This is a genomic window from Variovorax sp. 05L425 (genome assembly GCF_056397705.1).
In genome coordinates this window covers 42,861-67,661 of record NZ_JBFTNY010000003.1, presented here as the reverse complement: position 1 = coordinate 67,661, position 24,801 = coordinate 42,861, and the positions used below count along the sequence as shown (strand labels likewise).

The following is a 24,801-nucleotide window of genomic DNA, read 5'->3' as shown; positions in this document are numbered from 1 at the left end:
GCGACTTTTCTGATTTACCAGTAGGCCAACGCCAGGCTCGGCGCGGGTTCAGATCACGATCGGCTCAAAGCTCCGCCGCGCCTTGAGCTGATCCACATCCCACTCGATCCCCAGCCCGGGCGTCTCGGGCGCCAACGCATGGCCGGCCTCGATGTGCAAGCGGCTGGTCGTCAGGTCGTCGAGCTGCGGAATGTATTCGACCCAGCGCGAATTCGGCACAGCCGCGCACAGGCTCACGTGCAGCTCCATCAGGAAGTGCGGGCACATCGCGAGGTTGTGCGCCTCCGCGAGGTGCGCGATCTTGAGCCAGGGCGTGATGCCGCCGACACGCGCCACGTCCGCCTGCACGATGGAGCAGGCGTCCTGCCGGATGTACTCACCGAACTGCGACAGGTGGTACATCGACTCGCCGACCGCGATCGGCACGGTGGTGCTCGCGAGCAGTTGCGCATGCGCGGCCACGTGCTCGGCCGGCATGGGCTCCTCGAACCAGGCGAGATCGAGCTCGGCGTACTGGCGCGCGCGCCGGATCGCTTCGGAGAGCGACATGCTCTGGTTCGCATCGACCATCAGCTCGAAGTCCGCGCCGACGGCGTCGCGCACCGCCGACAGGCGCGCCATGTCCTGCGCGACGTGCGGCTTGCCGACCTTGAGCTTGGCGCCCAGGAAGCCCTCGGCCTTCGCGGCCAGCGTCTGCGCAACGAGCTCGCCGGGCTCCAGGTGCAGCCAGCCGCCCTCGGTGGTGTAGACCGGCACGCGCGCCTTGGCACCGCCCGCCATGCGCCACAGCGGCAGATCCGCGGCACGGCAGTTGCGATCCCACAGTGCGGTGTCGACGGCCGCGAGCGCCAGGCTGGTGATGGCGCCGACGGCGGTGGCGTGGGTGTGAAAGAACAGGTCGCGCCAGATCGCCTCGTAGGTCTGCGGGTCGCGGCCGATCAGCAGCGGCGCGAGGTGATCGCGTAGCAGCGCCACGATCGACGACCCGCCGGTGCCGATGGTGTAGGTGTAGCCGGTGCCGGCCGAGCCGTCGTCGCAGCGCAGCGTGACCAGCACGGTCTCCTGCGTGACGAAGGACTGGATGGCGTCGGTGCGCCGCACCTTCGGCGCGATGTCGATCTGCGCGATCTCGACTTGGTCGATCTTTGCCATGACGATACGTGGGGGTTCATGCCCCGGCCTTGGTCACTTCGTCGGGAAGGTCCGCACCATGGAACTTCTTGTAGATCGCATTGAGCTTGCCGTTCTTGAGGTTGGTGCGCACCCAGGCGTCGACCTTCTCCTTGAGCTTGGCCTCGCCCTTGCGGAAGCCGATGGCGAGCATGTTGACCTTCATCACGAACTTCACCTCCATCTGCTTGGCCGGATTCTTTTCGTTGATGGCCTTGAGGAGCGGCGGCGCCGTCGCGAAGATGTCGGCCTGGTTGCTGACGACCGCGGTGATGGAAGTGGCGTCGTCGTCGAAGCGCACGATCGTCGCGTCCTTCGGCAGGATCTTGGTGACTTCCTGGTCGTTGGTGGTGCCGCGCGTGGCGATGACCTTCTTGCCCGACAGGTCGGCCGCGCTCTTGATTTCCATGCTCTTGGGCGCGCCCACCACCGCCGAGATGCCCGCGTAGGGAATGGAGAAGTCGATCACCTTCTCGCGCTCAGGCGTGACCGAGAGGCTCGAGATCACGATGTCGGCCTTGTCAGTCTGCAAGAACGGAATGCGGTTGGCACCCGTGGTCGGCACGATCTCGAGTTCGAGTCCCAGGTCCTTCGCGAGCAACTGCGCGGTCTCGACGTCGGAGCCTGTGGAGTTGAGCTTGTCGTCCTTCATGCCGTAGGGCGGCACGCCCAGGTCGATCGCGACGCGGATCTTCTTGGCTGCGGTGATGGTGTCCAACTGGTCGGCGTGCGCCGCGACGCTCAGGCCGAGTGCGGAGCCGGCCAGCAGCAGGCCCGAAAGCAGCAGGTGCAGGCGGCGTTCTTGAAAGGGTTTCATGTCTCGTGATCCTTGGGGTTGTTTGAAAAAGAAAGGGACGAAAGCAATGTGCGGTCAAAGACCATTGCCGAGGAACTGGCGCAACTCGGGAGTCTTCGGATCAGCGAGCATCGACGCATCGCCCTCCTCCCAGACCAGCCCCTGATGCATGTAGACGATCTTGTCCGCGACGCCGCGGGCGAACGCCATTTCGTGCGTCACCAGCACCATGGTCATGCCCTCGTGCGCGAGCTTCTCGATGACCTTGAGCACTTCGCCGGTCAGCTCCGGATCGAGCGCCGAGGTGACCTCGTCGAACAGCATGACCTGCGGCTTCATCGCGAGCGAGCGAGCGATCGCCACGCGCTGCTGCTGGCCGCCCGAGAGCTGCTCGGGGTAGGCGTCGGCCTTTTCTGCCAACCCGACATGCGCCAGAACTTCCATCGCGATGCCGCGCGCGTCGGATTGGCCCAAACGCTTGACCGAGGTCAGGCCGAGCGTGATGTTCTGCAGCACGGTGAGATGCGGGAACAGGTTGTAGCTCTGGAACACGATGCCCACGTCGCGACGCAACGCGCGCACGTCGAGCGCCGCGTCGTGCACCGCATGTCCACAGACCTCGATGCGGCCGCTGTCGACGGTCTCGAGCCGGTCGATGCAGCGCAGCGCCGTGCTCTTGCCCGACCCGCTCTTGCCGATGATGGCCACCACCTGGCCCTTGGTGACGCGGAACGAGACGCCGCGCAGCACGTGCAGCGCGCCGAAGCGCTTGTGGACCTGGTCGAGTTCAACCACGGCTTGCATTGAGTTTCCTTTCCAGCCCGCGGCTCCAGCGCGACAGCGGATAGCACATCGCGAAATACAGCAGCGCGGCGCAGCCGAAATAGATGAAGGGCTGGAATGTCGAGTTGTTCAGCACCTTGGCGTTGTAGGAGAGTTCGGCAAAGCCGATGACCAGCGAGGCAATCGAGGTGTTCTTGATGATCTGTACCATGAAGCCCACCGTCGGTGGCGTCGCGATGCGCAGCGCCTGCGGCAACACCACCTTGACCATGCGCTGCCAGCGCGTGAGGCCGATGCACTCGGCCGCTTCCCATTGGCTCTTGTGCACGGACTGGATGCAGCCGCGCCAGATCTCGCCGAGGAAGGCGCTCGAATAGATGGTCATCGCCAATGCCGCGGCCAGGAGAGCGGGCACGGAGCCGATGCCAAGGATGTTCGGCCCGTAGAAGCACAGCCCCATCAGCACCAGCAGCGGCGTGCCCTGTATGAGCTGGATGTAGGCGCCCGAGGCCATGCGCACAGCGCGCACCGGTGCGATGCGCGCAAGCGCCACCGACAGGCCGGCGAGCCCGCCGACGATGAAGGTCAGGATCGACAGTTCCAGCGTGCCGACCGCGCCCAGCAACAGGTAGCCGAGTTGTTCGTGGGTCATAGCGGTGTGCCGAGCTTGCGGCGGCGCGTGAACACGATCTGGCCCAGCAGCCAGAAACCGAGGCGCATCAGGTACGACAACATCAGGTACACCATCCACAGCACGAGGAATATCTCGAAATTGCGGAAGGTGTCGGACTGGATGCGATTGGCGATGCCCAGCAGTTCTTCGGCGCCGATCGACGACATGATGCTCGACGCCAGCATCAGCAGCACGAACTGACTGGTGAGCGACGGATACACGCGCTCCACCGCCGGCCGCAGGATCACGTGCCAGAACACCTGCAGCTTCGACATGCCGAGGCAGTCGGCGGCTTCGAGCTGACCCTTGTGGATCGACTCGATGCCCGCGCGGATGATCTCGCAGGTGTAGGCGCCGATGTTGATGACCAGCGCCAGCACCGCGCCCACGATGATCGGCATCGTCACGCCCACGCTCGACAGGCCGAAGATCAGGAAGTAGCTCTGGATCAGCAGCGGCGTGTTGCGGATTCCCTCCACGTACACCCCGACCAGCCGCCGCAGCCAAACATGGCGGCTGCCGCGCCCGACGGCACACAAGGCGCCGAGGACGAAGCCGATCACGGTCGACAGGAACGACAGCTGGACTGTGACCCACGCGCCCTCGAGCAGCAGAGGCCATTGAGCCAGCACAGACGCGAAATCGAACTGGTACTTCACCGTCGTCGCGTGGTGATGTCAGCGCAGCGCGGTCAGAGCTTGAACGGTACGACTTCCTGACGTTGCTCGCCCAGGCCCTCGACGCCCAGGGTCATCACGTCGCCCTTCTTCAGGAACAGCGGCGGCTTCATGCCGAGACCGACGCCCGGCGGCGTGCCGGTGGTGATGACATCGCCCGGCATCAGGGTCATGAACTGGCTCAGGTAGCTCACGATCTTGGCGACGCTGAAGATCATGGTCTTGGTGCTGCCGGTCTGCATGCGCTTGCCGTTGAGGTCGAGCCACATCGAAAGCTTCTGCGGATTCGGAACTTCATCGCGCGTCACCAGCCAAGGGCCGATGGGCCCGAAGGTGTCGCAGCCCTTGCCCTTGTCCCAGGTGCCGCCGCGCTCGATCTGGTATTCGCGCTCGCTGACATCGTTGATGGTGCAGTAGCCGGCGACGAAGTTGAGCGCGTCCTTCTGCGACACATAGCGCGCACGCGCGCCGATCACCACGCCGAGTTCGACTTCCCAGTCGCTCTTGACGGAGCCCTTCGGCAGCATGACCGGATCGTCCGGACCCTGGATGCAGCTGATGGCCTTCATGAAGACCACGGGCTCGGCCGGGATCGGCAGACCCGATTCCGCGGCGTGGTCGGCATAGTTGAGTCCGATCGCGATGAACTTGCCGACATTCGCCACCGGGCAACCGAAGCGCGGCTTGCCCTTCACCAGCGGCAACTTGTCGACCTTTGACTTGCGCAGCTTGGCCAGGGCGGCGTCGCTCAATTGCTCCGCGCCGATGTCCTTGACCACGCCGCTGAGATCGCGCAGCTTGCCGTCGTCATCGATGAGGCCCGGCTTTTCCTTGCCCGGATTGCCATAGCGAACGAGTTTCATCAGTCAGTCCTTTCAGTGTGCATGCATCAATACGTTGAACGGCCGCCCGAGAGATCGAACACCGCACCGGTCGAGAAGGAGCAATCTTCGGTGCAAAGCCAGGCGACCATTGCCGCGATTTCCTCGACCTTGCCGAAGCGCCCCATGGGAATCTTGGAGAGCATGAACGCGATGTGGTCCGGCGTCATCTGATCGAAGATCGCGGTCTTCACCGCCGCCGGCGTCACGCAGTTGACGCGGATCGCTGTGTCTGCCAACTCCTTGCCGAGCGATTTGGTGAGTGCGATCAGGCCCGCCTTGCTCGCGCTGTAGGCGCTGGCGTTGGGATTGCCGTCCTTGCCCGCGACCGAGGCGATGTTGACGATGCGCCCGTAGCCCTGCGCCCGCATCTGCGCGACGACCTCGCGGCAGCAAATGTAGGGACCGTTGAGGTTGACGTCGATCACTTGCCGCCATGCATCGACCGGATATTCCCAGAGCCGGGTGTTCGGTCCGGTGATGCCGGCGCTGTTGATGAGCGCATCGATGCGACGCGCCTGCGCGAGCGTGGCGGCAACTGCCTTCGCCACCGAGGGCTGCTGCGTCACATCGACCGTGAGCGCGAAGGCCTTCGCACCGAGCGTCCATGCCGCCTTGGTGGCCGCCTCGCCGTCGCGGTCCCAGATGGTCACGCTGCCGCCGGAAGCCAGCAGGCGTTGCGCAATGCCGTAGCCGAGGCCGGTGGCTCCGCCGGTCACGACCGCATGCCGGCCGGCGAAGTCGAGTTGATTCATATGGTGATACCGCCGTCGGCCGCATAGGCCTGTCCGGTGACGAACTGCGATTCGTCGCTGGCGAGGAACACGATCAGCGGCGCGATCTCTTCGGGCTGCGCAAGCCGACCCATGGGCTGGCGCGCGATGAAGGCCTTGCGCGCTTCGACCGGATCGGGATTGGCATTGATGCGCTCGCCGAGCGAGGGCGTATCGACCGTGCCGGGGCACACCGCGTTGCAGCGAATGCCCTGGGCCACGTAGTCCGCAGCGACGCTCTTGGTCAGGCCCAGGACCGCTGCCTTGGTGGTGCCGTACACGCAGCGATTCGGCAGGCCCTTGATGCTCGAGCACACACTGGCCATGTTGATGATGCTGCCGCGGCCTTTCGCGAGCATGCCCGGCAGGACCGCCTGAATCAGTCGGAACTGTGCGCGCACGTTGAGGTGAAAGGCAAAGTCGAGATCGTCGTCGGTGGCCTGCAGGGCCGTGCCGTTGTGCACCACGCCCGCGCAGTTGAAGAGCACATCGAGCGCAGGCAGCGTCTTGATGAACGCGCCGATAGCAGCCTTGTCGAGCACATCGAGCTTGGCGGCCTGGACGTTGGCGACGCCTGCGTAGCGCTCGAGCAATTTCTCGTTGACGTCTGTTGCCCAGACTTGCGCACCCTCGGCCGCGAGCGCCAGTGCGCTGGCGAAGCCTATGCCTTGCCCGGCTGCGGTCACGAGCACGGTCTTGCCCTGGAGTCTCATGCGATGCCCTCGTTGAAATGATGGGATGGCCGGATTTCCGCTCGCAGTCATGCGCGTCGAGGGTTTCGCCCGATGGCCGCTGCGCGGTGCCGATCGTATTCTGAATTGGCCTGACCACTTGTCCAATTCAGGACAACCCTTAAGCGCGGCGCAAGGCGCCGCTTGACCCGTGCCGCTACAGACTCTCGAACCGCGCCGCCTCTATCGCCAGATTGCCGACCAACTTCGCGAACTGATCGCGAAAGGCGAATTTGCGATCGGCGACCGATTGCCGGCGGAGCGCGACCTCTCCAGGGCCCTGGGCGTGAGTCGACCCTCTGTACGCGAGGCGCTCATCGCCCTCGAAGTGGAGGGCTGGGTCGAGGTGAGGACGGGTTCGGGCGTCTATGTGCTCGATCGCTCGCAACGCGCGGCCTCGCCGGTCGAAGCCGTCGAATGGGGGCCGCTTGAATTGATCCGCGCACGCCGCGTGGTCGAAGGCGAGACAGCGGCGCTCGCTGCCACGGTCGGCAAACGCAAGGACGTCATCGCGATGACCCGCGCCATCGAACAGATGCGCGAGCATGCGGACCGCAACGTGATGCCGCTCGAAGGCGACCGGGCCTTTCATCTTGCGATCGTCGATGCCTGCGGCAATGCGGTGCTGTCAGAGACCGTGCAGACCTTCTGGGATTCGCGCAAGGGCCCGATCTTCACGCGCCTCGGCGGTTATTTTGAGAACGTGAAATCCTGGCGCTCCGCGATTGCCGAGCATGAAGCCATCCGCGACGCGATCGCCGAACGCGATGCGGAAGGCGCACGCAAGGCCATGCACGCGCACATGGACAAGTCGCACCAGAGATTCAGCGCGAGCTGGCGCCGCGCCCAAGCCTCCTCCTGATTCGCCAGCAACGCGGCAACGCAGCAAATGCTTAGGACCCCAAGATGAATCCGTTTATCCGACTCCATCCCGCCGACGATGTGGTGATCGCACGCGGCCAACTGGTCGGCGGCACGCCGGTCGAAGGCGTCGTCGCCCGCGGGCTGATTCCGCCCGGCCACAAGATCGCCGTACGCGCCATCGCGCAAGGCGAACCAGTGCGCCGCTACAACCAGATCATCGGTTTCGCGAGCAAGCCGATCGCACCCGGCGAACACGTCCACACACACAACCTCGACATGGGCCCGGACAAGGGACACTTCGAGCGCGACTACGCCTTCGGCGCCGACGTGAAACCGCCACCCGCGCGGCGTGAAGCCACCTTCATGGGCATCCGCCGCGCCGATGGTCGCGTGGCAACGCGCAACTACATCGGCGTACTGACCAGCGTGAACTGCTCGGCCACTGCCGCCCGCGCGATCGCCGATCACTTCTCGCGCAAGACGAATCCGGCCGCGCTCGCCGACTATCCGAACGTCGACGGCGTGGTCGCCCTCACGCACGGCACGGGCTGCGGCATGGACACGGGCGGGATGGGCATGCAGATTCTGGAGCGCACGCTGACCGGTTATGCAACGCATGCCAACTTCGCCGCGGTGCTGGTGGTCGGGCTGGGCTGCGAGGCGAATCAGATCAACGCATGGCTCGCGACCGGCAATCTCAGCGAAGGCGAAAACTTCCGGGTCTTCAACATCCAGGACACCGGCGGCACGCGCAAGACGGTCGAAAAGGGTGTGGCGCTCATCAATGAGATGCTGCCGCGCGCCAACGCGGTGAAGCGCGAACCCTGCAGCGCGGCGCACATCACGATCGGGCTGCAGTGCGGCGGCTCCGATGGCTACTCGGGCATCAGCGCCAATCCGGCGCTCGGCGCGGCGGTGGATCTCCTGGTCGCTCATGGCGGCACGGCGATCCTGTCCGAAACGCCGGAGGTGTACGGCGCCGAGCATTTGCTCACGCGCCGTGCGGTCCGGCGCGAGGTCGGCGAGAAGCTGGTCGAGCGCATCCGCTGGTGGGAGCACTACACGGCCATCAACGAGGGCGAGATGAACAACAACCCCTCTCCCGGCAACAAGGCCGGCGGGCTCACGACCATCCTCGAGAAATCCCTCGGCGCGGTCGCCAAGGGCGGCACCAGCAATCTCGAAGCGGTGTACGAATACGCCGAGCCCGTGAGCACCCACGGCTTCGTCTACATGGACACGCCCGGCTACGACCCGGTGAGCGCCACCGGGCAGGTCGCGGGCGGCGCGAACATGATCTGCTTCACCACGGGGCGCGGCTCCGCATACGGCTGTGCGCCCTCGCCTTCGCTCAAGCTCGCGACCAACTCCGCGCTGTGGCAGCGGCAGGAGGAAGACATGGACATCAACTGCGGCGAGATCGTGGAAGGCACGGTGTCGATCCAGGAGATGGGCCAGCGGATCTTCGACCTCGTGCTGGCAACGGCCTCCGGCGAGCATTCGAAGAGCGAACAACACGGCTACGGCCAGAACGAATTCGTGCCGTGGCAAGTCGGCGCGGTGATGTGACTGAAAGGAACGCATGTCCAGAACACTTGAAGCATCCGCGCTGCGCAAGCAGGTCGCAGCCATCGTCCAGGCTGCGGGCAGCAGTCCCGCGGAGGCCGAACAGGTCGCCGCCAATCTCGTGCTCGCCAATCTCAGCGGACACGATTCGCACGGCGTGGGGATGGTGCCGCGCTACGTCGATGCGGTCGCCGAGGGCGGGCTCAAGCCGAACGCATCGGTCAAGATCAACCTCGATGCGGGCGCGATGCTTTCGCTCGACGGCCAGCACGGCTACGGGCAAATCGTCGGCGTGCAGGCGATGGATCTCGGCATCGCACGCGCGAAGCAGCACGGCAGTTGCATCGTCTCGCTCGCGCACGCGCATCACCTGGGCCGCATCGGGCACTTCGCGGAAATGGCGGCGGCGCAGGGCCTCGTGGCCATGCATTTCGTCAACGTCCTGTCGCGGCCCGTGGTGGCACCGTGGGGCGGCGGAGACGGACGTTTCGGCACCAACCCCTGCTGCATCGGCGTGCCTCTTGCGGGCGCCGAGCCGTTCATCCTCGACTTCGCGACCAGCCGCGTGGCACAAGGAAAGATGCGCGTTGCGTACAACAAGGGCGAGCGTGTGCCACCAGGCCACTTGATCGACGAGCGCGGCGCGCCCACGGATGACCCGGGCGTCGTCGTCGTGCCGCAAAGCAATGGTCTCTTCGGCGCGCTCATGACCTTCGGCGAGCACAAGGGTTACGGCATGGCCGTGGCCTGCGAACTGCTCGGCGGCGCGCTGACGGGTGGCGGGACCTGGCATCGGCCGGCCGACACGGCGCGAACCGTGCTCAACGGCATGCTCGTGGTGTTGATCGACCCGGCGAAGTTGGGTACGCAAGCCGCTTTTGAGCAGGAAGCGCGGGCGTTTATCGACTGGCTGCGTCAAAGCCCGCCAGGCGCCGGCTTCGATGCGGTGCAGATCGCCGGAGAACCCGAGCGCAAGGCACGCGCCGCGCGCGAACGAGACGGCATCTGGCTCGACGATGCCACGTGGCGGGAAATCGTGGAGGCCGGGAAGAAAGTCGGCGTGGCGATCGACTAAAGGGCGAAAGGACAGGGGAAAGGAGCGCCTCGATTGTTTCCAATTGGGTGACACCGCGCTTCCTTTTTCGAGGGTTTTTACCTAGAAATCGGGCGCAAACTTCATTTCACGGACCAGCCAACCAGCTGATCTGAGTGAACAGGCACTGAGCGCTGGAGCCTCCGGAAACGGATGGCGACGCACCCCGCGACCGGTTCGAAATCATTCATCGCATTGAAGGATACTGAAATGAAGACCTCGAAGATCATCGCCGCGGCTGCCCTCTCCCTTCTCGCTGCCGTGGGCGCACAAGCTGAAACCTATGACGGCGTGCATGCCCTGACCAACGGCAACACCCGCGCCGAAGTGGCTCCCGGCGCTGTGACGGCGGCCCATAGTGGCAATCCGTACAGCGACGGTGCCCAAGCCGGCGTGCAGACCATTGCTTCGACGGCCGACCGCGCTTCCGTCCGCGCCGCTGCCGTGGCGACCGCGCACAACCCGCTGCAAAGCCTTGACCGCCGCGCCTTCTATCGCGACCAGATTCCTGCGGCCTACAACAAGCCAAAGGTATCTTTCACGCGCCAAGCCGCCCTGTAATCCACTCGACCAGGGGCGAAAGCCGGATCCGCATATCGCGGAGCCGGCTTTTTTTCGTTTCGGAGAGAACTCAGCGTCCCGGTTTGTGGGCGGGCTCGCCGCCGTCGATCTGCCGTTGCAATTGCGCGCGCACGTAATCCACGTGCTGGCGAAGCGTGTACACGCGGTCGGTGAAGTCCAACGGAAACTTGGTCTCGATGATCTCCTCCTCGATGTGATCGAGCCGGGCCAGGGCTTCCGACCGCTCGCGTTCGTCGAGTTTGCGTGACGCCAGATCCTGCTCGAGAAACTTCAGTTCACCGTAGCGGCGATACAAACGGCTGTGGCGACGCCACGTGATCACTTCGGGCAACACCCGGGCCAGGGGGACGAGGATTGCAGCCAACGGCACGAGCAGCAGGAGCAGGCGCTGCACATAGTTCGCCGCCCAGAACGGAAGGTAGTTCTGCAGGAACGGACGACCGTTCTTGAAATAGCGCTCCGCATCCGACGACAACGGGAAGTCAGTGGCCCGCGGATTCGGGAAATCCTCCGGCCGGTTGATGAGGCTGGGCTGCCTGTGCACCTGCCGCGCGGCTTCGAGCAGCAGATAGACCAGCGCCGGGTGCAGTTCGTCGCGCACTACCAGGTTTGCCGTCGTGGCCAACAGGTTGATGTCGTGCGACGGCATGTCGCGCTTCGGGTCCACCGAGCCGCGCTTCAGGGTCACCGGCTGGAAGTACGGAAACCGGCGCGCCAAGCCCTCGACATGATCGAGCGAGGCCAGATGCACTGCGCTGTTCGACAGGAGCGCCTGCACGGCCGGTGCCTCTGGCGCTGCGATGATGATGGCGGCATCGACCTCGTGGCTCGTGAGCAGATCCGCTGCCGTCATGCCGCCCGCGCTGACGAAGGTGGTGCCATCCGCGGCGCTCTGCTGGCCGTCGGCGACGACGACCCCGTAGACGGCCAGCAACTGGCTGGCAACCTTGTAGTTTCCGCTCCCGGGAACGCCGACCGCGATGCGCTTGCCGGCCAGCGCGCCCAGGCCCTTCGACAGATTGAGCGTGTGCGTGAAGATCCACACTGGCTCGAAAGCCACGGTCGCCAGTGAACGCAGCGGTGTCGCGTCCGGGGAGGTGTCCGGGTCAAGTGCGAGGACGCCGGTCCCACCCTGGACGAAGGCCACCGAGACCGAGCCCTCGTTGAGCCGTTGAAGGTTCTCGACGGCGCCGCTCGAAGTGCGTAGCTGGAGCGTGATGCCGTTGGCCTTCAATATCTCCTGATAGCGCAATCCGAACCGGTGATAGGCGCCGTCGGCGGTGCCGGTGCTCATCACGAGCGTTCGGGGCGGCGTCGGACTCACGTAGCGGACCACGGCCCAGATCAGCAGGGTCAGGACGGCCACCAGCGCCATCCAGGACATCAGTCGTCGTGCTGTGGGCAGCGTTGGCATGGCCGGAGTCTTCATGTTTGAAAGCTGGCTCGTCTAGATGTCGCATTCTGCCGACGAACTGTTTCAATGTCGTCGTCGCCACGCCGTGGCCATGCGCTATGGTTTCCGAGGTCTTTGCATGCTTTCAAGGAGTGGTAAATGAATCAATTCACTCGGCACGGTTTCGTGCTGGTCTTGCTCGGTGCCCTGGGCGGCGCGCAAGCGCAGGGCCTGGACATGCTCAAGGGGCTGGCCGGCGGCTCGGCTGGCGCGTCCTCCATGACATCCGGCAGCGTGGGCAACGCCGCGGGTGTGCTGGAGTACTGCCTGAAGAACAACTATCTGAGCGGCAACGGCGCCTCGTCCCTGAAGGATCAGCTGATGAGCAAGATCCCGGGCGGCAAGCCCGCGTCCGATACTGGGTATGTGGAAGGCTCGCAGGGCATTCTGACCAGCACCGAGGGCAAGAAGCTCGACCTGACCGGCGGCGGGCTCAAGGCCGAGCTGACCAAGAAGGCTTGCGACTTTGTCCTGAATCAGGCGAAGTCGATGATCTGACAGCCTTGCCCGAGAGCGAGCCCTTGCACAGCGCTCGTGTGATTCGGCTCTTGCTGCCCGGGCGCGCCGGCTCGCCGACCTCGCTCGTGCCCTTCGACTGCCCGGGCTTGGCGGCATGCTCTTGACGAGAGGGCCACAGGGTAGGTTGGCTCGGAAGTGGCCGAACGCGCGTTCATACGAGTCCCTTCGGGCTCTCGCCGTCTATACGTTGCGCCCGCTCACATGACGCGCTGAACGTTTAAAGCTAAAGCCGAGCCGGCCACGTGACGATAAGTCTCTCGGAACGACCCTCGGCCGCCGGCCGCCGAGTGGGCTCGGATTGCTTCGGGCGGACGCAAAGAAGCAGAAGCACCCTGTATTTTCTTGTTAGCGGGTTTCACGAGCGCCGATTTGCTAATCGAGCGCTAAATCTACTCGCCCATACTCCCAGAACCTAATCATTAAGGTCGACATAAATGAGCCCGGTAATATGAAAGTTAACTCCATTTGTATGCAAATAGAATGGAGTCACTCACATATGCAAGTTGAAAAGAACCAAGAAACTCAAGCTCTGACGAGTCCGGCGTCCGTCATGTGGTTGACTGGACTGTCCTCCGCAGGAAAGTCCACGATCGCGCGAAATCTGCAAGCTCGATTGCTGAAATGCGGGGTTCCGGTTGCAGTCCTGGATGGGGACGAAATCCGCCGCGGACTAAGCCAAGGCCTTGGTTTCAGCGATCAAGACCGACTCGAGAATATTCGGCGAATTGCCGAAGTAGCCCGTTTGTTGAGCAAACAGGGGGTCGCCGTGATCGTCGCGGCGATTGCGCCTCTGAGCAGGCATAGGGCGTTGGCGCGCAAGATCATAGGCGCGTCCTATCGCGAGATCTATGTGAAGGCGTCTCTCTCCGAATGCGAGCGGCGGGACGTCAAGGGTTTGTACGCGCGTGCGCGTCGCGGAGAGGTGCCCAAGTTCACTGGTGTAAGCGACACCTATGAACCGCCGCCGAATCCCGACGCGCTAATAGATACGACCCATCATGATGTCGACGCGGCGGTGAGCATGCTAATGCCCTTGTTCGCGAATTTCGCCACGACAACGTTGAGGGCGAGGCAACCGACGTGAAGAATCACTTGCTCATTGCCGGCACTGGCCGTGCTGGCACCACATTTCTGGTGCAATACCTTGCGGGATGCGGGTTGGAAACGCAACTCGCGCGTGAAGGACATCATGCCTACGACGATGCGGCGAATGCAGGCTTGGAAGACTTACTGCTGGGCCAGTCCAATGCTCCGTATGTGAGCAAGTCTCCTTGGTTGTACGAGTATGTGGAGCGCCTGCTCTCGGACAACGACGTGGTCATCGACGCAGTCATCGTTCCGATGCGCAGTCTCGTCGAGGCCGCAACCAGCCGCGTCGTCAACGAAATGCGCGCTCGCTATGCCGCAGCAGCGATACCTGACGATTGCAAGCAGTGGGCATCCTGGGGAACTACAGCGGGCGGGGTGGTCTATTCTCTGAATCCGCTCGATCAGGCGCGGCTTCTAGCCCTTGGCTTCCACGAACTCCTGCATGCGCTTGTAAAGCGCAAAATTCCTGTCTTGTTCCTCGACTTTCCTCGTTTTGTAGAGGACCACGACTATCTTTACGAGTCGCTGGAATCAGTCCTTGGGCACAGGATTGACCGCCAGTCCGCACTTGGTGCGCATTTGCGCATCGCCGCGCCAGCAAAGGTCCGAATGGGCAGGGAACTGGCAACGGATAGCGACGCGAAGGTTCCAGCACAACTGGACAGCCGACCGATGCAAGACATCGCATTCCCTTCTCTCGCAACGCTCGATCGCATAGCGCTTACGCGCGAGTTGGAGAAGGCGAGACTTGACGGCATGGCGCGTACTCGCGAAGTGGACGAGATGAGGGTCGCCTTGGCCAATATTCGAGGCGAGCTGGACGGGGCGCGGGAGGAACTTCTGAAAACGCGAGAAGATGCGGCGGCACTAGCCAGGTTGCGCGCAGAAGAAGTGAGCAAAGCCGGTGCGATTCTAGAAGCAGCGAAAGATGAATTAGCGAGGATGACGGCGCGCGCTGATCAGGCAGAGAAACGGAGCCACGCACTGGAAGCTTCGAGTTCCTGGCGAGTCACGGCTCCGTTGCGGGCGTTGTTCGGCCGTCTAAGACGTCCGGCGGGACACTGATTCGATACGGAGCGCTGGTCAGTTCAAGAGCAAGGCGACGGCGGCGTCCAGATGCTCAGAAGGCGCGCGCCGGAAGCCCGATCGGGCAAAGCGCTGTAGCCGCCCCACCACAAAGGCCGTCAGCACGGACGCTCTCACCTGCGCATCGACGCTAGGAGTGGCCGAACCGTCCTCTGCGGCGGCGTCACGGAGCGACTGGCGCAAAGTCGCCTCGATCTTGTCGAAGAACTGGTTCATGCGGCTCTGCAGTCGTTCGTTCTCGAAAACCAACGCATCACCGACCATCACGCGCGTCATTCCGGGGTTCTTCTCGGCAAACTGCACCAGCATCGCAATGATGCGCGAGGCCTGCTCGCTGCCAGCCGCATCGCGCTCGACGATCTGGTTGACGAGGGTGAAGACGCTTTGTTCGATGAAGTCGATCAGGCCCTCGAACATCTGCGCCTTGCTCGCGAAGTGGCGATAGAGCGCGGCTTCGCTGACTTCCAGCCTTGCGGCGAGAGCCGCCGTGGTCACGCGTTCGGCACCTGGCTGTTCGAGCATGGAAGCAAGAGCCTGGAGGATCTGCACGCGCCGCTCTCCCGGCTTCGGCCGCTTGCGCGGCGCTACCGCCACCGGTTCTGAACTGCTGGAGGCGCCTAGGGCGCTTGACTCATCGTTCTGCATGGGTGCGTGCAAAATGTAAAAAAATGATTCTCGCACAGTGCAGTTAGCGCGTGCCAACCGGGCATCCCCTGCTTGTCGCGCAGAATCTACAGGTACTTTCACTGCCTGAACCGAAGCAATGAGCCCATCCATTCTCGTCACCGGCGGCGCCGGCTTCATCGGCAGCCACACCTGCGTGGCGCTTGCCGCGGCCGGCTACGTGCCCGTGATTCTGGACAACCTGTGCAACAGCGACGTCCGGGTGCTCGACCGGCTGACGCGAATCATTGGCACGACGCCACGCTTCGTCGAAGGCGACGTGCGCGACCGCGAGTTGCTCGACAAGCTTTTTCGCGAGCACGCCATCAGCGGCGTCATTCATTTTGCGGGGCTCAAGGCGGTGGGCGATTCGGTCGCCGATCCGATCACCTACTACGACAACAACGTGCACGGCACTTTCGTGCTGGCGGCGGCGATGCAGGCAGCCGGCGTGCGCAATCTGATCTTCTCGTCCTCCGCCACCGTGTACGGCGACCCCGACCGATCTCCGATTCCGGAAGACGCACCGCTGCGCCCGGCGAACCCCTATGGACGTTCGAAGCTGATGGTCGAGGAGGCGCTGTCGGACCTGCAGCGCGCCCACCCCGACTGGCGCATTGCGCTGCTGCGCTATTTCAACCCCGTCGGCGCCCATGAAAGCGGGCTGATCGGCGAGTATCCGCAAGGCAAGCCGAACAATCTCATGCCCTTCGTCTGCCAGGTTGCCGTCGGCCTGCGCGATAAGCTCGCCGTCCACGGCGGCGACTACCCGACCCCCGACGGCACCGGTGTGCGCGACTACGTGCACGTGATGGACCTGGCCGAAGGCCACGTGGCGGCCTTGCGCCACGCCGAGCAAAAGCCCGGACTATTGAAGCTCAACCTGGGCACAGGCCAAGGCGCGTCGGTGCTCGAAGTGGTGAACGCCTTCGAACGAGCCAGCGGCCGCCGCATCGCCTACGAGATCGGCCCCCGGCGTCCGGGCGACGTCCCCGCCTACTGGGGCGACCCATCCCTGGCCGAGGCAACCCTCGGCTGGCGCGCCCAGCGCGACCTGGACCAGATGTGCGCCGACAGCTGGCGCTGGCAGCAAGCCAACCCCCGCGGCTACGAAAGCTAAAGAGGGCCATTCGCGAAACACCGCGGAACCGGCTTGGCCGGGCCGCTGGTGTTGCCCCCGGCAGGGGGTTGGCGAAGCGACACGAAGTGCGCGCAGCCTGGGGGCGAGCTTATCTAGCTCGAATCATGGTGCCGAAGGCCTGCTCGGTGAGAATTTCGAGCAGCATCGCATGCGGAACGCGGCCATCGATGATGTGCACCGCATTCACGCCACTCTTGGCGGCATCGAGCGCGCCCTCGATCTTCGGCAGCATGCCGCCGGAGATGGTGCCGTCGGCAAAGAGCTCGTCGATCTCGCGGGCGCTCAGATTGGTCAGCAGATTGCCGCTCTTGTCGAGCACGCCCGGGGTGTTGGTGAGCATCATCAGCTTCTCGGCCTTGAGCACCGTGGCCAGCTTGCCGGCGACGACATCGGCGTTGATGTTGTAGCTCTCGTTCTGCTCGCCAAAGCCGATCGGGCTCACGACCGGGATGAAGGCATCGTCCTGCAGCGCCTTGACCACGCTCGGGTCGATCGAGACGATGTCGCCGACCTGCCCCACGTCGTGCTCCACGTTGGGATCGTTGCGGTCAGCCATCTTGAGCTTCTGCGCGCGAATCAGGCCGCCGTCGCGCCCCGTGAGGCCGACAGCCTTGCCGCCGGCCTGGTTGATGAGGCCGACGATGTCCTGCTGCACCTCGCCGGCCAGCACCCACTCGACGACTTCCATGGTTTCGGAGTCGGTCACCCGCATGCCCTGGATGAAGTGACCCTTCTTGCCGAGCCGGTTGAGCGCCGCCTCGATCTGCGGGCCGCCGCCATGCACCACGACCGGGTTCATGCCGACCAGCTTGAGCAGCACCACGTCCTCGGCGAAGTCGGCCTGAAGCTCAGGGTCCGTCATGGCGTTGCCGCCGTACTTGATGACGATGGTCTTGCCGTGGAACTTGCGGATGTATGGCAGCGCCTGGGCCAGGATCTCGGCCTTGTCGCGGGGGGGAATGTTGAGCACAGGATCGGTCATGGGTGTGCAGCGGAACAAAGAGAGCCGAATTGTGGCGGAACTTGCCGGCCCCGACACGCCTGGATCATTCTGAAGATGCCGCGGAACTAAGGCCTCAACCAGCGGGGCACCTTGAACCGCACGATCATCAGGTAGGCTGCCACGTAGGTGGCGACAAATAATGCGCAGAACGCCATCAGGACGAGCGTGTTGTTCCAGAACAGCACCGCCGGCACGACCGTCAGCGCCGCGAAGATCCACAGGTACGGCGACGTCCGGTTGTTGCGCGCGAGCAATTGGCGCGCCTCGTCGTCCGCAAATGCCACGCGGACGATCCGCCGGAAGATCAACTGGTGAAAGTGCAGCGCATCCGCCATCCCGGGCGACTGACCGCGAGCAACCTTGCGGTAGATCGAAAACACCGTCTCCCAGACCGGATAGATCAGCAGCAGCATCGGAAACCACGGCGAGACGACCCGGTGGCGCTGCACCAGCGTGACGGCGGCCACCGCGATCACCATGCCCCAGACATAGGCGCCGCCGTCCCCGGCAAAGATCTTGCCGCGCGGGTAGTTCCAGATCAGAAAGCCGAGCGTGGCGCCGACCAGGCAGATCACCATGGCCGCGAGCTGACGATCGCCCACCTGCAGCGCCACGTGCGAAATGGCAAGACACACCAGCACCGCAACGGTACCCGCCAGGCCGTTGTATCCGTCGATGATGTTGAAGGCGTGCGGCAGGCCGCCGATGGCAAGTGCGGCGAAGACCATCGCCGCGAACGGCATCGCCTGGAGCCAGCCATCGATGACCGGGAAGCCTGTGCGCGCCACGCCCAACTGCAGCACCCAGCAGACCAGAAGCGCGGACCCGATGGTGAGACCGAGCCGATATCGCACCGAGACTCTCTGCGTCACGTCCTCCACGATGCCGCCGAGCGCAGCTGGAGCGAGGCAAAGCAGCGTCAGTCCGGAGGTCTTGAGTGGCCAGGACACATTGAACGGGTCGGAACTGATCCCCGCGACCATCCACGCCACCCCCATTCCCAGGAAGATGCCGGCTCCACCAAGGCGCGGCACATGGCCCTTGTGAAAGCGTTGCGGCATGTCGGCGCCATAGCGCCTCGCATGCCGGCGCGCGCGGCGCATGAAGATCTGTACGCCCAAGGCGGAGATGAGGAAGCTGATGACGATCAGTGCAATCATGGGTATGGAGCGGGAACCCTAGAATCCCCGGGCGAAATTAGACCATGCCGACGCCCTCATCCGGACAACCCAAGCCCATCACCGTCTCGATCGTGAGTCACGGTCAACTCGAACTCGTGCTCCCGCTGATTGAGGAACTGGACCGGTTCAACCGGGGCATCGTCGCCAAGGTCGTACTCACGATCAACATCCCGGAGCCCGATCTGCTGGCAGACCGGACCTGGGGCTTCGAGATCGAACGCATCGAGAATGCCGCGCCCAAGGGCTTCGGCACCAATCACAACCAGGCTTTTGCGCGCTGCGCCACGCCGTGGTTCCTCGTGCTGAATCCGGACATCCGCTTCGACAGCGACGTGCTGGCACCACTGATTGCACAAGCCGCGCCGGACAGCGGCCTGCTGGCGCCCCGGATCCTCGAGCCCGGGAAGCCAACGCCCGAGCAGCACAGGGCGATCATCACGCCGCTCGAGATCGTCTCGCGCAAGCGTCCCGACTATGTGCGGCCTGTGGTGCCGTCGTGGATTCCGGGTCTGTTCATGCTCTTTCGCACCGAGGCCTATCGCCAGATCGAAGGCTTCGACGAACGCTTCTTCATGTATGGCGAGGATTTCGACATCTGCGCCCGCCTGCGCCTCGCGGGGTGGAAGTTGCAGATCGCGGAGGATCTGCAGGCGCGGCACGACGCACGACGGGCCAGCCATCAAAGCAAACGGCACCTTTACTGGCACGTGACCAGTTTGCTCAAGGTGTGGTCGTCGGCCGCGTTCTGGCGTTATTGGCGGATGGAGCGGGCGGGCTGATTCAGACCGACTCGAAGAGGTCCCGGACAACACCCCGCACCCCGCGGCCGAACTTGTCGTAGCGCCCCGTCATGGCCTCACGCAGGACCGGGACGCAGCGCTCGATCCGTCTTGCCGGCAATGCGGCCCGGAATCGCTGATGCTCGATCTTCGAGCGCACTTTCTCGATCGTGACCGGCGACACCCGGTCGCCCAGCGTCAGGAGGCGTTCGAGAAGCAGCTCCGCCTTGATCGCGCGCTTGACGTGCGTGTCACCGCGTGACGCCAGCGCCTTGCGAATCTTGCCCACGAACGTGTCGCGCCGCGCGCCGATCTGGTTGGATGCGTGCTGGCGATATTCGATCAGTTCGTCTTCCAGCACGTCGACGCCACCCACCGTCGAGGCAACGATCGCGAGCCATTCATCGTGCAGCCACTCCACCGGGAACGGTGCGGCGTCGGCCAGCAAGCTGCGCCGGAAGATCGCCGTCGCGCCGGTCACGAGATTGCGGCGAAGGAACACGTCGAACGCGTTGCCGCCGTGGATCCAGTTCATTTCGAAGGGCTTGACCTCCAGCGCGTGGAAGAGCGATTGGCCAAGATCCTTCCGATCGTCGTCGACCAGGCGGGCGTCGGTATGCAACAGCAAAAGGTCGGGGCGCCGTTCGAACTCGGCAGCCATGCGCGCAAGCCGGTCCGGCTTCCACACGTCGTCCTGGTCGCTCAGCGCGATCAGGTCGCCCTCGCAGGCGCGCACCGCCTGCTCGAAGTTCTTCGTGACGCGCAGCGCGGTGGTGTTCTGCAGCACACGAAGGGCTACCGGATGCCCAGGGCGTTCGGCGGCGCACTCCGCGACCGCGGCGCGAGCGATATCGACGCAGCCGTCACTCGACGCATCGTCGGACAGCACGATCTCCTGCGGGGGTCGCGACTGCAGGCAGATGCTCCTGACCTGTTCGCGGATGAAGGCGGCACCGTTGTAGGTGCACAGGGCGACAGAGATGGACAGCGGGGCTTTTGCCATGTTCAGATTTTTGCGGCCCCGGAGTACCACGGTGCACGGGACGGCCATGCGTAGCTGAAGTCCTCGATCTGGAGCGTCAGGTTCGGGCTGTAGGCCGGGTCGTTGTGGAGGGCATCGGCCCATCGCTGCTGCATGTACGTAGCATCTTGCCGAAAGTGCTTCGTCTTCGAGGGCCAGGGCGATCCATGGTGGATCAGTTCAGCGTAGGGCGTCCATACGTTGCGCAGACCGGTTTCCTTCAGGCGCAGGCAGAGGTCGACATCGGCGAACGCTCCCTTCAGGTGGGCCTTGTCCATTCCTCCCACCTGTTGGTAGTGGGCCTTGCGGACGACGAGACAGGCGCCCGAAACGGCCGACAGGGACTGGATCAACGCCGCTCGACCGCAGTAGCCCTCCCTCGCGGGCGGCATCCCCCGGTGAGAAAACCCGGCTACGCCGCCAACGCCGAGGATCACCCCTGCATGCTGCAGCGCCCCCACTGGGTACCACAGGCGCGCACCCACTGCGCCCACGCCGGGCTGGAGGGCGAGACTCACCATCTCGGCGAGCCAGTCGGCCGACTTGACCTCGAGTTGGTCGCTGAGGAGGGCCAGCACGCTGCCTTCCGCGGCCTCGACCGCTGCATTGAGGGCGGCGACGTCATTGGATGCCTGTCCGATCCGGACCACGCGGACCTTCGGCTCCTTCGCAATGGTCTGCAGCCAGGCCGGTGCATCCGTGTCGGTCGATGCGACCACGATCTCGTAGTTCGGATACGCCGTCTTCTGGAGCAAGGAGCCCAGGCATCGGCGGATCGCCGGGGCGGCATTGCGAGTGGTCGGAATGATCAGCGACACCAGTGGCGGAGACTCGGGAAGTGCGTAGCGTGCGCGATAGCCGACGCCAATGTGTTCCGCAGTCGCGCGAACACCCGTGCGCGCAAAGTGCTCATTAAGGGCACGCTCACCCGCGACCGCCGCATAAGGCTTGGCGTCCATCGAACCGGCCGTGCTTTCGCTGTGCACCCGCCAGTGATAGAGCACACGAGGCAAATGACGAATCTGCCGGGCCTCGACGCGCTCCATGCAGCGCAGCACCAGGTCCCAGTCCTGCGAGCCTTCGAGGCCGAGGCGAAAGCCGCCCACGTCGCGTACCAGGTCGGTGGACAGGACGCCGAGATGACTGAACATGTTCTGCGAGCGGAACAGGTCGACGTTCCAGTCCGACTTGAAATAGGGATCGAACCGTCGGCCGGATTCGTCGATCTTGTCTTCGTCCGAATAGATCAGTCGCACGTCCGGATGCGCGGCGATGCAATCCGCCACGCAGAACAGCGCGTGCGGGGGCAGCAGGTCGTCGTGATCCATGAGCGCCAGCCAGGGCCCGGTCGCGAGCGCGAGCGCGCTGTTCGACGAAGCCGAGATGTGGCCGTTCTGGAGCCGGAAGACCACCTTGATACGCGCGTCCGACTCGGCGTAGGACTTCAGGATGTCTCGCACCTCGACGGAGGTCGAGGCGTCGTCCGCGATGCAGAGCTCCCAATGAGGATAGATCTGGCTGCGCACCGACTCGATGGCCTCGCGCAACCATGCGGGGTTCGGGTTGTAGGTAGGCATGAGGACCGAGATCAGTGGCGGTGCCTTCATTGCGGCCATGCGCTGCGAGATCGCTTCTCGCAGTTGCGGGGTCAGGGTGTCGTTGTCGACGATCCACTTGGCATAGTCGGGGCCGCGGCCGAAGCGCTGACGCAGGGTCCATTGGAGGCCGCGCCAGCCTGAGGTGCGGAGCAGGCGGAGCATCCGCTGAATGCGGCCCGGGGTACGCCCCCCGGAGGCCGATTGCGGCTCGAGCGAGACGGAAGGAAGTACAGGTTTCACAAATGCGTGGAAGTGGTCGGCTTACTCGGCACGACGGTCTTTTCCTGGATGGAAAACGCGAAACTTGATGCGGGGAGTTGGCGCATTTCTTGAAAGGACTGGCAAGATCGTGGTTTCGCGTGTGCTTTTCGGCAAAAGGACCGATTGCGGTTCTGCTTGAGTTTTCCCGACAACCGGGTCGGTAAAATTATCTCCCCTCTTAACACCCCCCAAAAAATGCGCTTGCTTTCAGTCGTGCTCGCGGGAGGCACAGGCTCCCGCCTTTGGCCCGCCTCGCGCCAAGCCTTTCCCAAGCCCTTCATGAAGCTGGGTGGTTCGACCTTGCTCCAGCAGGCGATTGAGCGGGGGCAGGCATGCGGGACCGGCGATCTGATGGTGGTGACCAACAAGGACCACCTGTTCCTCACCAAAGACGTGTTGCGGCAAATGTCGGATCCGCCCGATGCGACGATGCTTCTGGAACCCAAGGGCCGCAATACCGGGCCCGCCATTGCGCTCGCGGCGCTCCAGTGCGTCAAGCAATTCAGTGGCGACACGGTGATGCTCGTCCTTTCGGCCGACCATCTGGTGTCCGATGTCGAAGCCTTCGTTGCCAGCGCGAGCCAGGCCTTCCGACTCGCGGCGCAGGGTTCTCTCGTGGTGTTCGGCATCAGTCCGACCAGCCCCGAGACCAGTTTCGGGTACGTTGAGGTGGACAAGGTGTCGCGCGACAGCCAACCCGCCAGGCGCTTCGTGGAAAAGCCGGACCAGCAAACCGCGCAGGAATACCTCGCGACCGGCCGGTACTACTGGAACAGCGGCATGTTCTGCTTCACCGCGGACGCCATCCTCGCGGCATTCGAACGACACGCACCGGAGGTTCTGGCCGCCGCCCGCCGTGCGCTCGACTCCTCGAACGCCGCGGGCAACACTGTCCAATTCGACTTGCGCACCTTCGGCCTGCAGCCAGACATCAGCATCGACTATGCGGTGATGGAGCGCGCCGACAATGTCCATGTGGTGCCGGCAAAGTTCGGCTGGAGCGACGTCGGCTCTTGGCCGTCGGTCGCGAAGGCCCATCCTGGCGACGCCAATGGCAACACGATGCCGCTGGACGTCGTTGCGCTCGATACCACGGGCACGCATGTGCAAGTCGACAGCCACGGTCCCAAAGTGGTGGCCACCCTCGGTGTGCACGATCTGATCATTGTCGACACGCCGGATGCACTTCTCGTGGCACACAAGGACAGTGCACAAGACGTAAGGCGAATCGTCGATGCCCTGAATGCCCGCAAGCACGAGACCGTTCACCTGCCTGCCGTCGTACGCCGCCCGTGGGGCACGTATGCGTCCCTCAAAGAAGAAAACGGATACAAGGTCAAGCGCATCACGGTGAAGCCAGGCGAGGCGCTTTCACTCCAATACCATCACCAGCGGGCAGAACACTGGGTCGTCGTGCAGGGAAGCGCCATGGTTCAGGTCGGAGAAACCGAATACCGCACGTCACCCGGCGAATACCGGTACATCCCCCTCAAAGAGAAACACAGATTGACAAATATTGGTGAAGACGAACTCGTGCTCATCGAAGTTCAATGCGGCGCCTACCTCGGCGAAGACGACATCGTGCGGCTCGCGGATACCTACGGACGCGCATGAGCCAGGCACATTCCAATTTGCACCGTACCGCTTGGGCTGACTGGTGGGAGGGCACGCGCCGCACAGACATCTGGTGGACTCTTGCCTGGTTCGACATTGTCCTGCGCTATCGCCGCTCCATGCTGGGGCCGCTATGGCTCACGTTAAGCATGGGCGCAATGATCGGCGGGATGGGGCCGCTCTACAGCTCGCTATTCGGAACCGAACTCTCGAAGTTCTTCCCGCATCTGGCTCTCGGCATCGTGTTCTGGACCTTCTTTTCCAGCATGGTGACGGACGCATGCAACGCGTTCATCAATTCAGCGAACTACCTCAAGCAAGGCTATTTTCCGATCAGCCTTTTCGTGTGGCGCAGCATGGCGCGCAACATCATCCAGTTTGCCCACCAGATCGTTTTGTATGTCCCGGTGGCCATCTGGGCAGGAATCTCGCTCTCGTGGTCAGCCTTGCTGTTCGTGCCAGCCTTTCTACTCTTACTCATCAACGCGCAGGCAGTGGGTCTGGCGCTAGGGCTGGTCTGCACGCGCTTTCGCGACGTCACGCAGATCGTCACAAGCGTGATGCAGATGTTGATGTTCTTGACACCGGTCTTCTGGCTGCCGACGAGCCTTCCCGGTCGTGCCAGGTTCATGCTTTACAACCCATTCGCCCAGATGCTCGAATTGTTGCGAACACCGCTCATGGGGGGCGTCGCGGACGCGCACAACTGGTGGGGAATCCTCGGTTGGACGGCTGCGACCATCGTCGCTTCAAGCTTCCTATTCGCCAAATACCGTCGTCGAATCGTCTACTGGCTGTAAGCAA

General features: G+C 63.8%; 25 protein-coding genes. 11 read left to right on the top strand and 14 right to left on the bottom strand.

The features are described from left to right. Positions 1-48: 48 nt before the first annotated feature. From AC1DN9_RS04425 to AC1DN9_RS04390, 8 genes are read right to left on the bottom strand one after another with little or no spacing between them, the layout of a single operon-like run. Positions 49-1,152 carry a mandelate racemase/muconate lactonizing enzyme family protein gene (locus AC1DN9_RS04425; RefSeq protein WP_478097665.1) on the bottom strand — a complete coding sequence of 368 codons (1,104 nt, stop codon included), beginning with the start codon at positions 1,150-1,152 and terminating at the stop codon, positions 49-51. A 16-nt stretch (positions 1,153-1,168) separates the two neighbouring features. Further along, positions 1,169-1,987, bottom strand: coding sequence for a transporter substrate-binding domain-containing protein (locus AC1DN9_RS04420; protein WP_478097663.1), 819 nt, complete (start codon positions 1,985-1,987; stop codon positions 1,169-1,171). Between the two features lie 54 nt (positions 1,988-2,041). Then, positions 2,042-2,770 (bottom strand): amino acid ABC transporter ATP-binding protein, encoded by a 729-nt coding sequence (locus AC1DN9_RS04415; RefSeq protein ID WP_478097661.1) that lies wholly within the window; start codon positions 2,768-2,770, stop codon positions 2,042-2,044. Further along, positions 2,754-3,401, bottom strand: coding sequence for an amino acid ABC transporter permease (locus AC1DN9_RS04410; protein ID WP_478097659.1), 648 nt, complete (start codon positions 3,399-3,401; stop codon positions 2,754-2,756). Before AC1DN9_RS04410 ends, AC1DN9_RS04415 begins: the two co-directional genes overlap by 17 nt. Beyond that, on the bottom strand, positions 3,398-4,081 hold the full coding sequence (locus tag AC1DN9_RS04405; protein WP_478097657.1) for an amino acid ABC transporter permease: 684 nt from the start codon (positions 4,079-4,081) through the stop codon (positions 3,398-3,400). The genes AC1DN9_RS04410 and AC1DN9_RS04405 overlap by 4 nt, the downstream gene beginning before the upstream one ends. Before the next feature lie 32 nt (positions 4,082-4,113). Further along, a complete protein-coding gene (locus AC1DN9_RS04400; protein ID WP_478097655.1) occupies positions 4,114-4,962 on the bottom strand; it encodes a fumarylacetoacetate hydrolase family protein in 849 nt (282 codons plus the stop codon). Between the two features lie 26 nt (positions 4,963-4,988). Then, on the bottom strand, positions 4,989-5,735 hold the full coding sequence (locus tag AC1DN9_RS04395; protein WP_478097653.1) for an SDR family NAD(P)-dependent oxidoreductase: 747 nt from the start codon (positions 5,733-5,735) through the stop codon (positions 4,989-4,991). After that, entirely contained in the window at positions 5,732-6,466 is a 735-nt protein-coding gene (locus tag AC1DN9_RS04390; protein ID WP_478097651.1) for an SDR family oxidoreductase, read from the bottom strand. Before AC1DN9_RS04390 ends, AC1DN9_RS04395 begins: the two co-directional genes overlap by 4 nt. Positions 6,467-6,635: 169 nt before the next feature. On the opposite strand from AC1DN9_RS04390, the gene AC1DN9_RS04385 reads away from it, so the two are divergent. From AC1DN9_RS04385 to AC1DN9_RS04370, 4 genes are all read left to right on the top strand, one after another. Continuing rightward, positions 6,636-7,346 (top strand): FadR/GntR family transcriptional regulator, encoded by a 711-nt coding sequence (locus tag AC1DN9_RS04385; protein WP_478097649.1) that lies wholly within the window; start codon positions 6,636-6,638, stop codon positions 7,344-7,346. Positions 7,347-7,390: 44 nt separating this feature from the next. Further along, positions 7,391-8,917 (top strand): UxaA family hydrolase, encoded by a 1,527-nt coding sequence (locus AC1DN9_RS04380; protein WP_478097646.1) that lies wholly within the window; start codon positions 7,391-7,393, stop codon positions 8,915-8,917. Positions 8,918-8,930: 13 nt separating this feature from the next. Continuing rightward, positions 8,931-9,989 (top strand): malate/lactate/ureidoglycolate dehydrogenase, encoded by a 1,059-nt coding sequence (locus tag AC1DN9_RS04375; RefSeq protein ID WP_478097644.1) that lies wholly within the window; start codon positions 8,931-8,933, stop codon positions 9,987-9,989. Between the two features lie 228 nt (positions 9,990-10,217). Continuing rightward, positions 10,218-10,568: an alpha/beta hydrolase gene (locus AC1DN9_RS04370; protein WP_478097642.1), complete on the top strand. Its 351-nt coding sequence runs from the start codon at positions 10,218-10,220 to the stop codon at positions 10,566-10,568. Between the two features lie 70 nt (positions 10,569-10,638). On the opposite strand, the gene AC1DN9_RS04365 is transcribed toward AC1DN9_RS04370, so the two are convergent. Further along, a complete protein-coding gene (locus AC1DN9_RS04365; protein WP_478097640.1) occupies positions 10,639-12,003 on the bottom strand; it encodes a TAXI family TRAP transporter solute-binding subunit in 1,365 nt (454 codons plus the stop codon). A gap of 138 nt (positions 12,004-12,141) precedes the next feature. Here AC1DN9_RS04365 and AC1DN9_RS04360 point away from each other — a divergent pair, with 138 nt between their 5' ends. The 3 genes from AC1DN9_RS04360 (at position 12,142) to AC1DN9_RS04350 (ending at position 14,715) form a co-directional block, all read left to right on the top strand. Further along, entirely contained in the window at positions 12,142-12,540 is a 399-nt protein-coding gene (locus AC1DN9_RS04360; protein ID WP_478097638.1) for a YjjA family protein, read from the top strand. A gap of 469 nt (positions 12,541-13,009) precedes the next feature. Further along, a complete protein-coding gene (cysC, locus tag AC1DN9_RS04355; protein ID WP_478097636.1) occupies positions 13,010-13,645 on the top strand; it encodes an adenylyl-sulfate kinase in 636 nt (211 codons plus the stop codon). Then, complete coding sequence (locus AC1DN9_RS04350) at positions 13,642-14,715, top strand: hypothetical protein (protein ID WP_478097634.1); 1,074 nt, start codon at positions 13,642-13,644, stop codon at positions 14,713-14,715. Before cysC ends, AC1DN9_RS04350 begins: the two co-directional genes overlap by 4 nt. Positions 14,716-14,733: 18 nt before the next feature. Here the strand turns inward: AC1DN9_RS04350 and slmA are convergent, their stop codons facing one another. Next, positions 14,734-15,381 carry a nucleoid occlusion factor SlmA gene (gene slmA, locus AC1DN9_RS04345; protein WP_478098130.1) on the bottom strand — a complete coding sequence of 216 codons (648 nt, stop codon included), beginning with the start codon at positions 15,379-15,381 and terminating at the stop codon, positions 14,734-14,736. A 118-nt stretch (positions 15,382-15,499) separates the two neighbouring features. Between slmA and galE the strand changes: the two genes are divergently transcribed. After that, positions 15,500-16,519, top strand: coding sequence for a UDP-glucose 4-epimerase GalE (galE, locus tag AC1DN9_RS04340; protein WP_478097632.1), 1,020 nt, complete (start codon positions 15,500-15,502; stop codon positions 16,517-16,519). A 109-nt stretch (positions 16,520-16,628) separates the two neighbouring features. Here the strand turns inward: galE and argB are convergent, their stop codons facing one another. Both argB and AC1DN9_RS04330 read right to left on the bottom strand, forming a co-directional pair. Beyond that, positions 16,629-17,522 carry an acetylglutamate kinase gene (argB, locus tag AC1DN9_RS04335; protein ID WP_478097630.1) on the bottom strand — a complete coding sequence of 298 codons (894 nt, stop codon included), beginning with the start codon at positions 17,520-17,522 and terminating at the stop codon, positions 16,629-16,631. An 86-nt stretch (positions 17,523-17,608) separates the two neighbouring features. Continuing rightward, complete coding sequence (locus AC1DN9_RS04330; protein WP_478097628.1) at positions 17,609-18,703, bottom strand: MraY family glycosyltransferase; 1,095 nt, start codon at positions 18,701-18,703, stop codon at positions 17,609-17,611. A gap of 44 nt (positions 18,704-18,747) precedes the next feature. On the opposite strand from AC1DN9_RS04330, the gene AC1DN9_RS04325 reads away from it, so the two are divergent. Beyond that, entirely contained in the window at positions 18,748-19,503 is a 756-nt protein-coding gene (locus AC1DN9_RS04325; protein WP_478097626.1) for a glycosyltransferase family 2 protein, read from the top strand. Position 19,504: 1 nt separating this feature from the next. Here AC1DN9_RS04325 and AC1DN9_RS04320 read toward each other — a convergent pair whose 3' ends face one another. Continuing rightward, a complete protein-coding gene (locus AC1DN9_RS04320) occupies positions 19,505-20,506 on the bottom strand; it encodes a glycosyltransferase family 2 protein (RefSeq protein WP_478097625.1) in 1,002 nt (333 codons plus the stop codon). A gap of 2 nt (positions 20,507-20,508) precedes the next feature. Then, positions 20,509-22,284, bottom strand: a complete 1,776-nt coding sequence (locus AC1DN9_RS04315) for a glycosyltransferase family 2 protein (protein ID WP_478097623.1) — start codon at positions 22,282-22,284, stop codon at positions 20,509-20,511. Positions 22,285-22,578: 294 nt separating this feature from the next. On the opposite strand from AC1DN9_RS04315, the gene AC1DN9_RS04310 reads away from it, so the two are divergent. Both AC1DN9_RS04310 and AC1DN9_RS04305 read left to right on the top strand, forming a co-directional pair. Continuing rightward, the gene (locus AC1DN9_RS04310) at positions 22,579-23,997 is read left to right on the top strand and encodes a mannose-1-phosphate guanylyltransferase/mannose-6-phosphate isomerase (RefSeq protein ID WP_478098128.1); all 1,419 of its coding nucleotides are present in this window, start codon (positions 22,579-22,581) and stop codon (positions 23,995-23,997) included. Beyond that, entirely contained in the window at positions 23,994-24,797 is an 804-nt protein-coding gene (locus AC1DN9_RS04305) for an ABC transporter permease (protein WP_478097621.1), read from the top strand. Before AC1DN9_RS04310 ends, AC1DN9_RS04305 begins: the two co-directional genes overlap by 4 nt. The last annotated feature ends 4 nt before the right edge of the window (positions 24,798-24,801 follow it).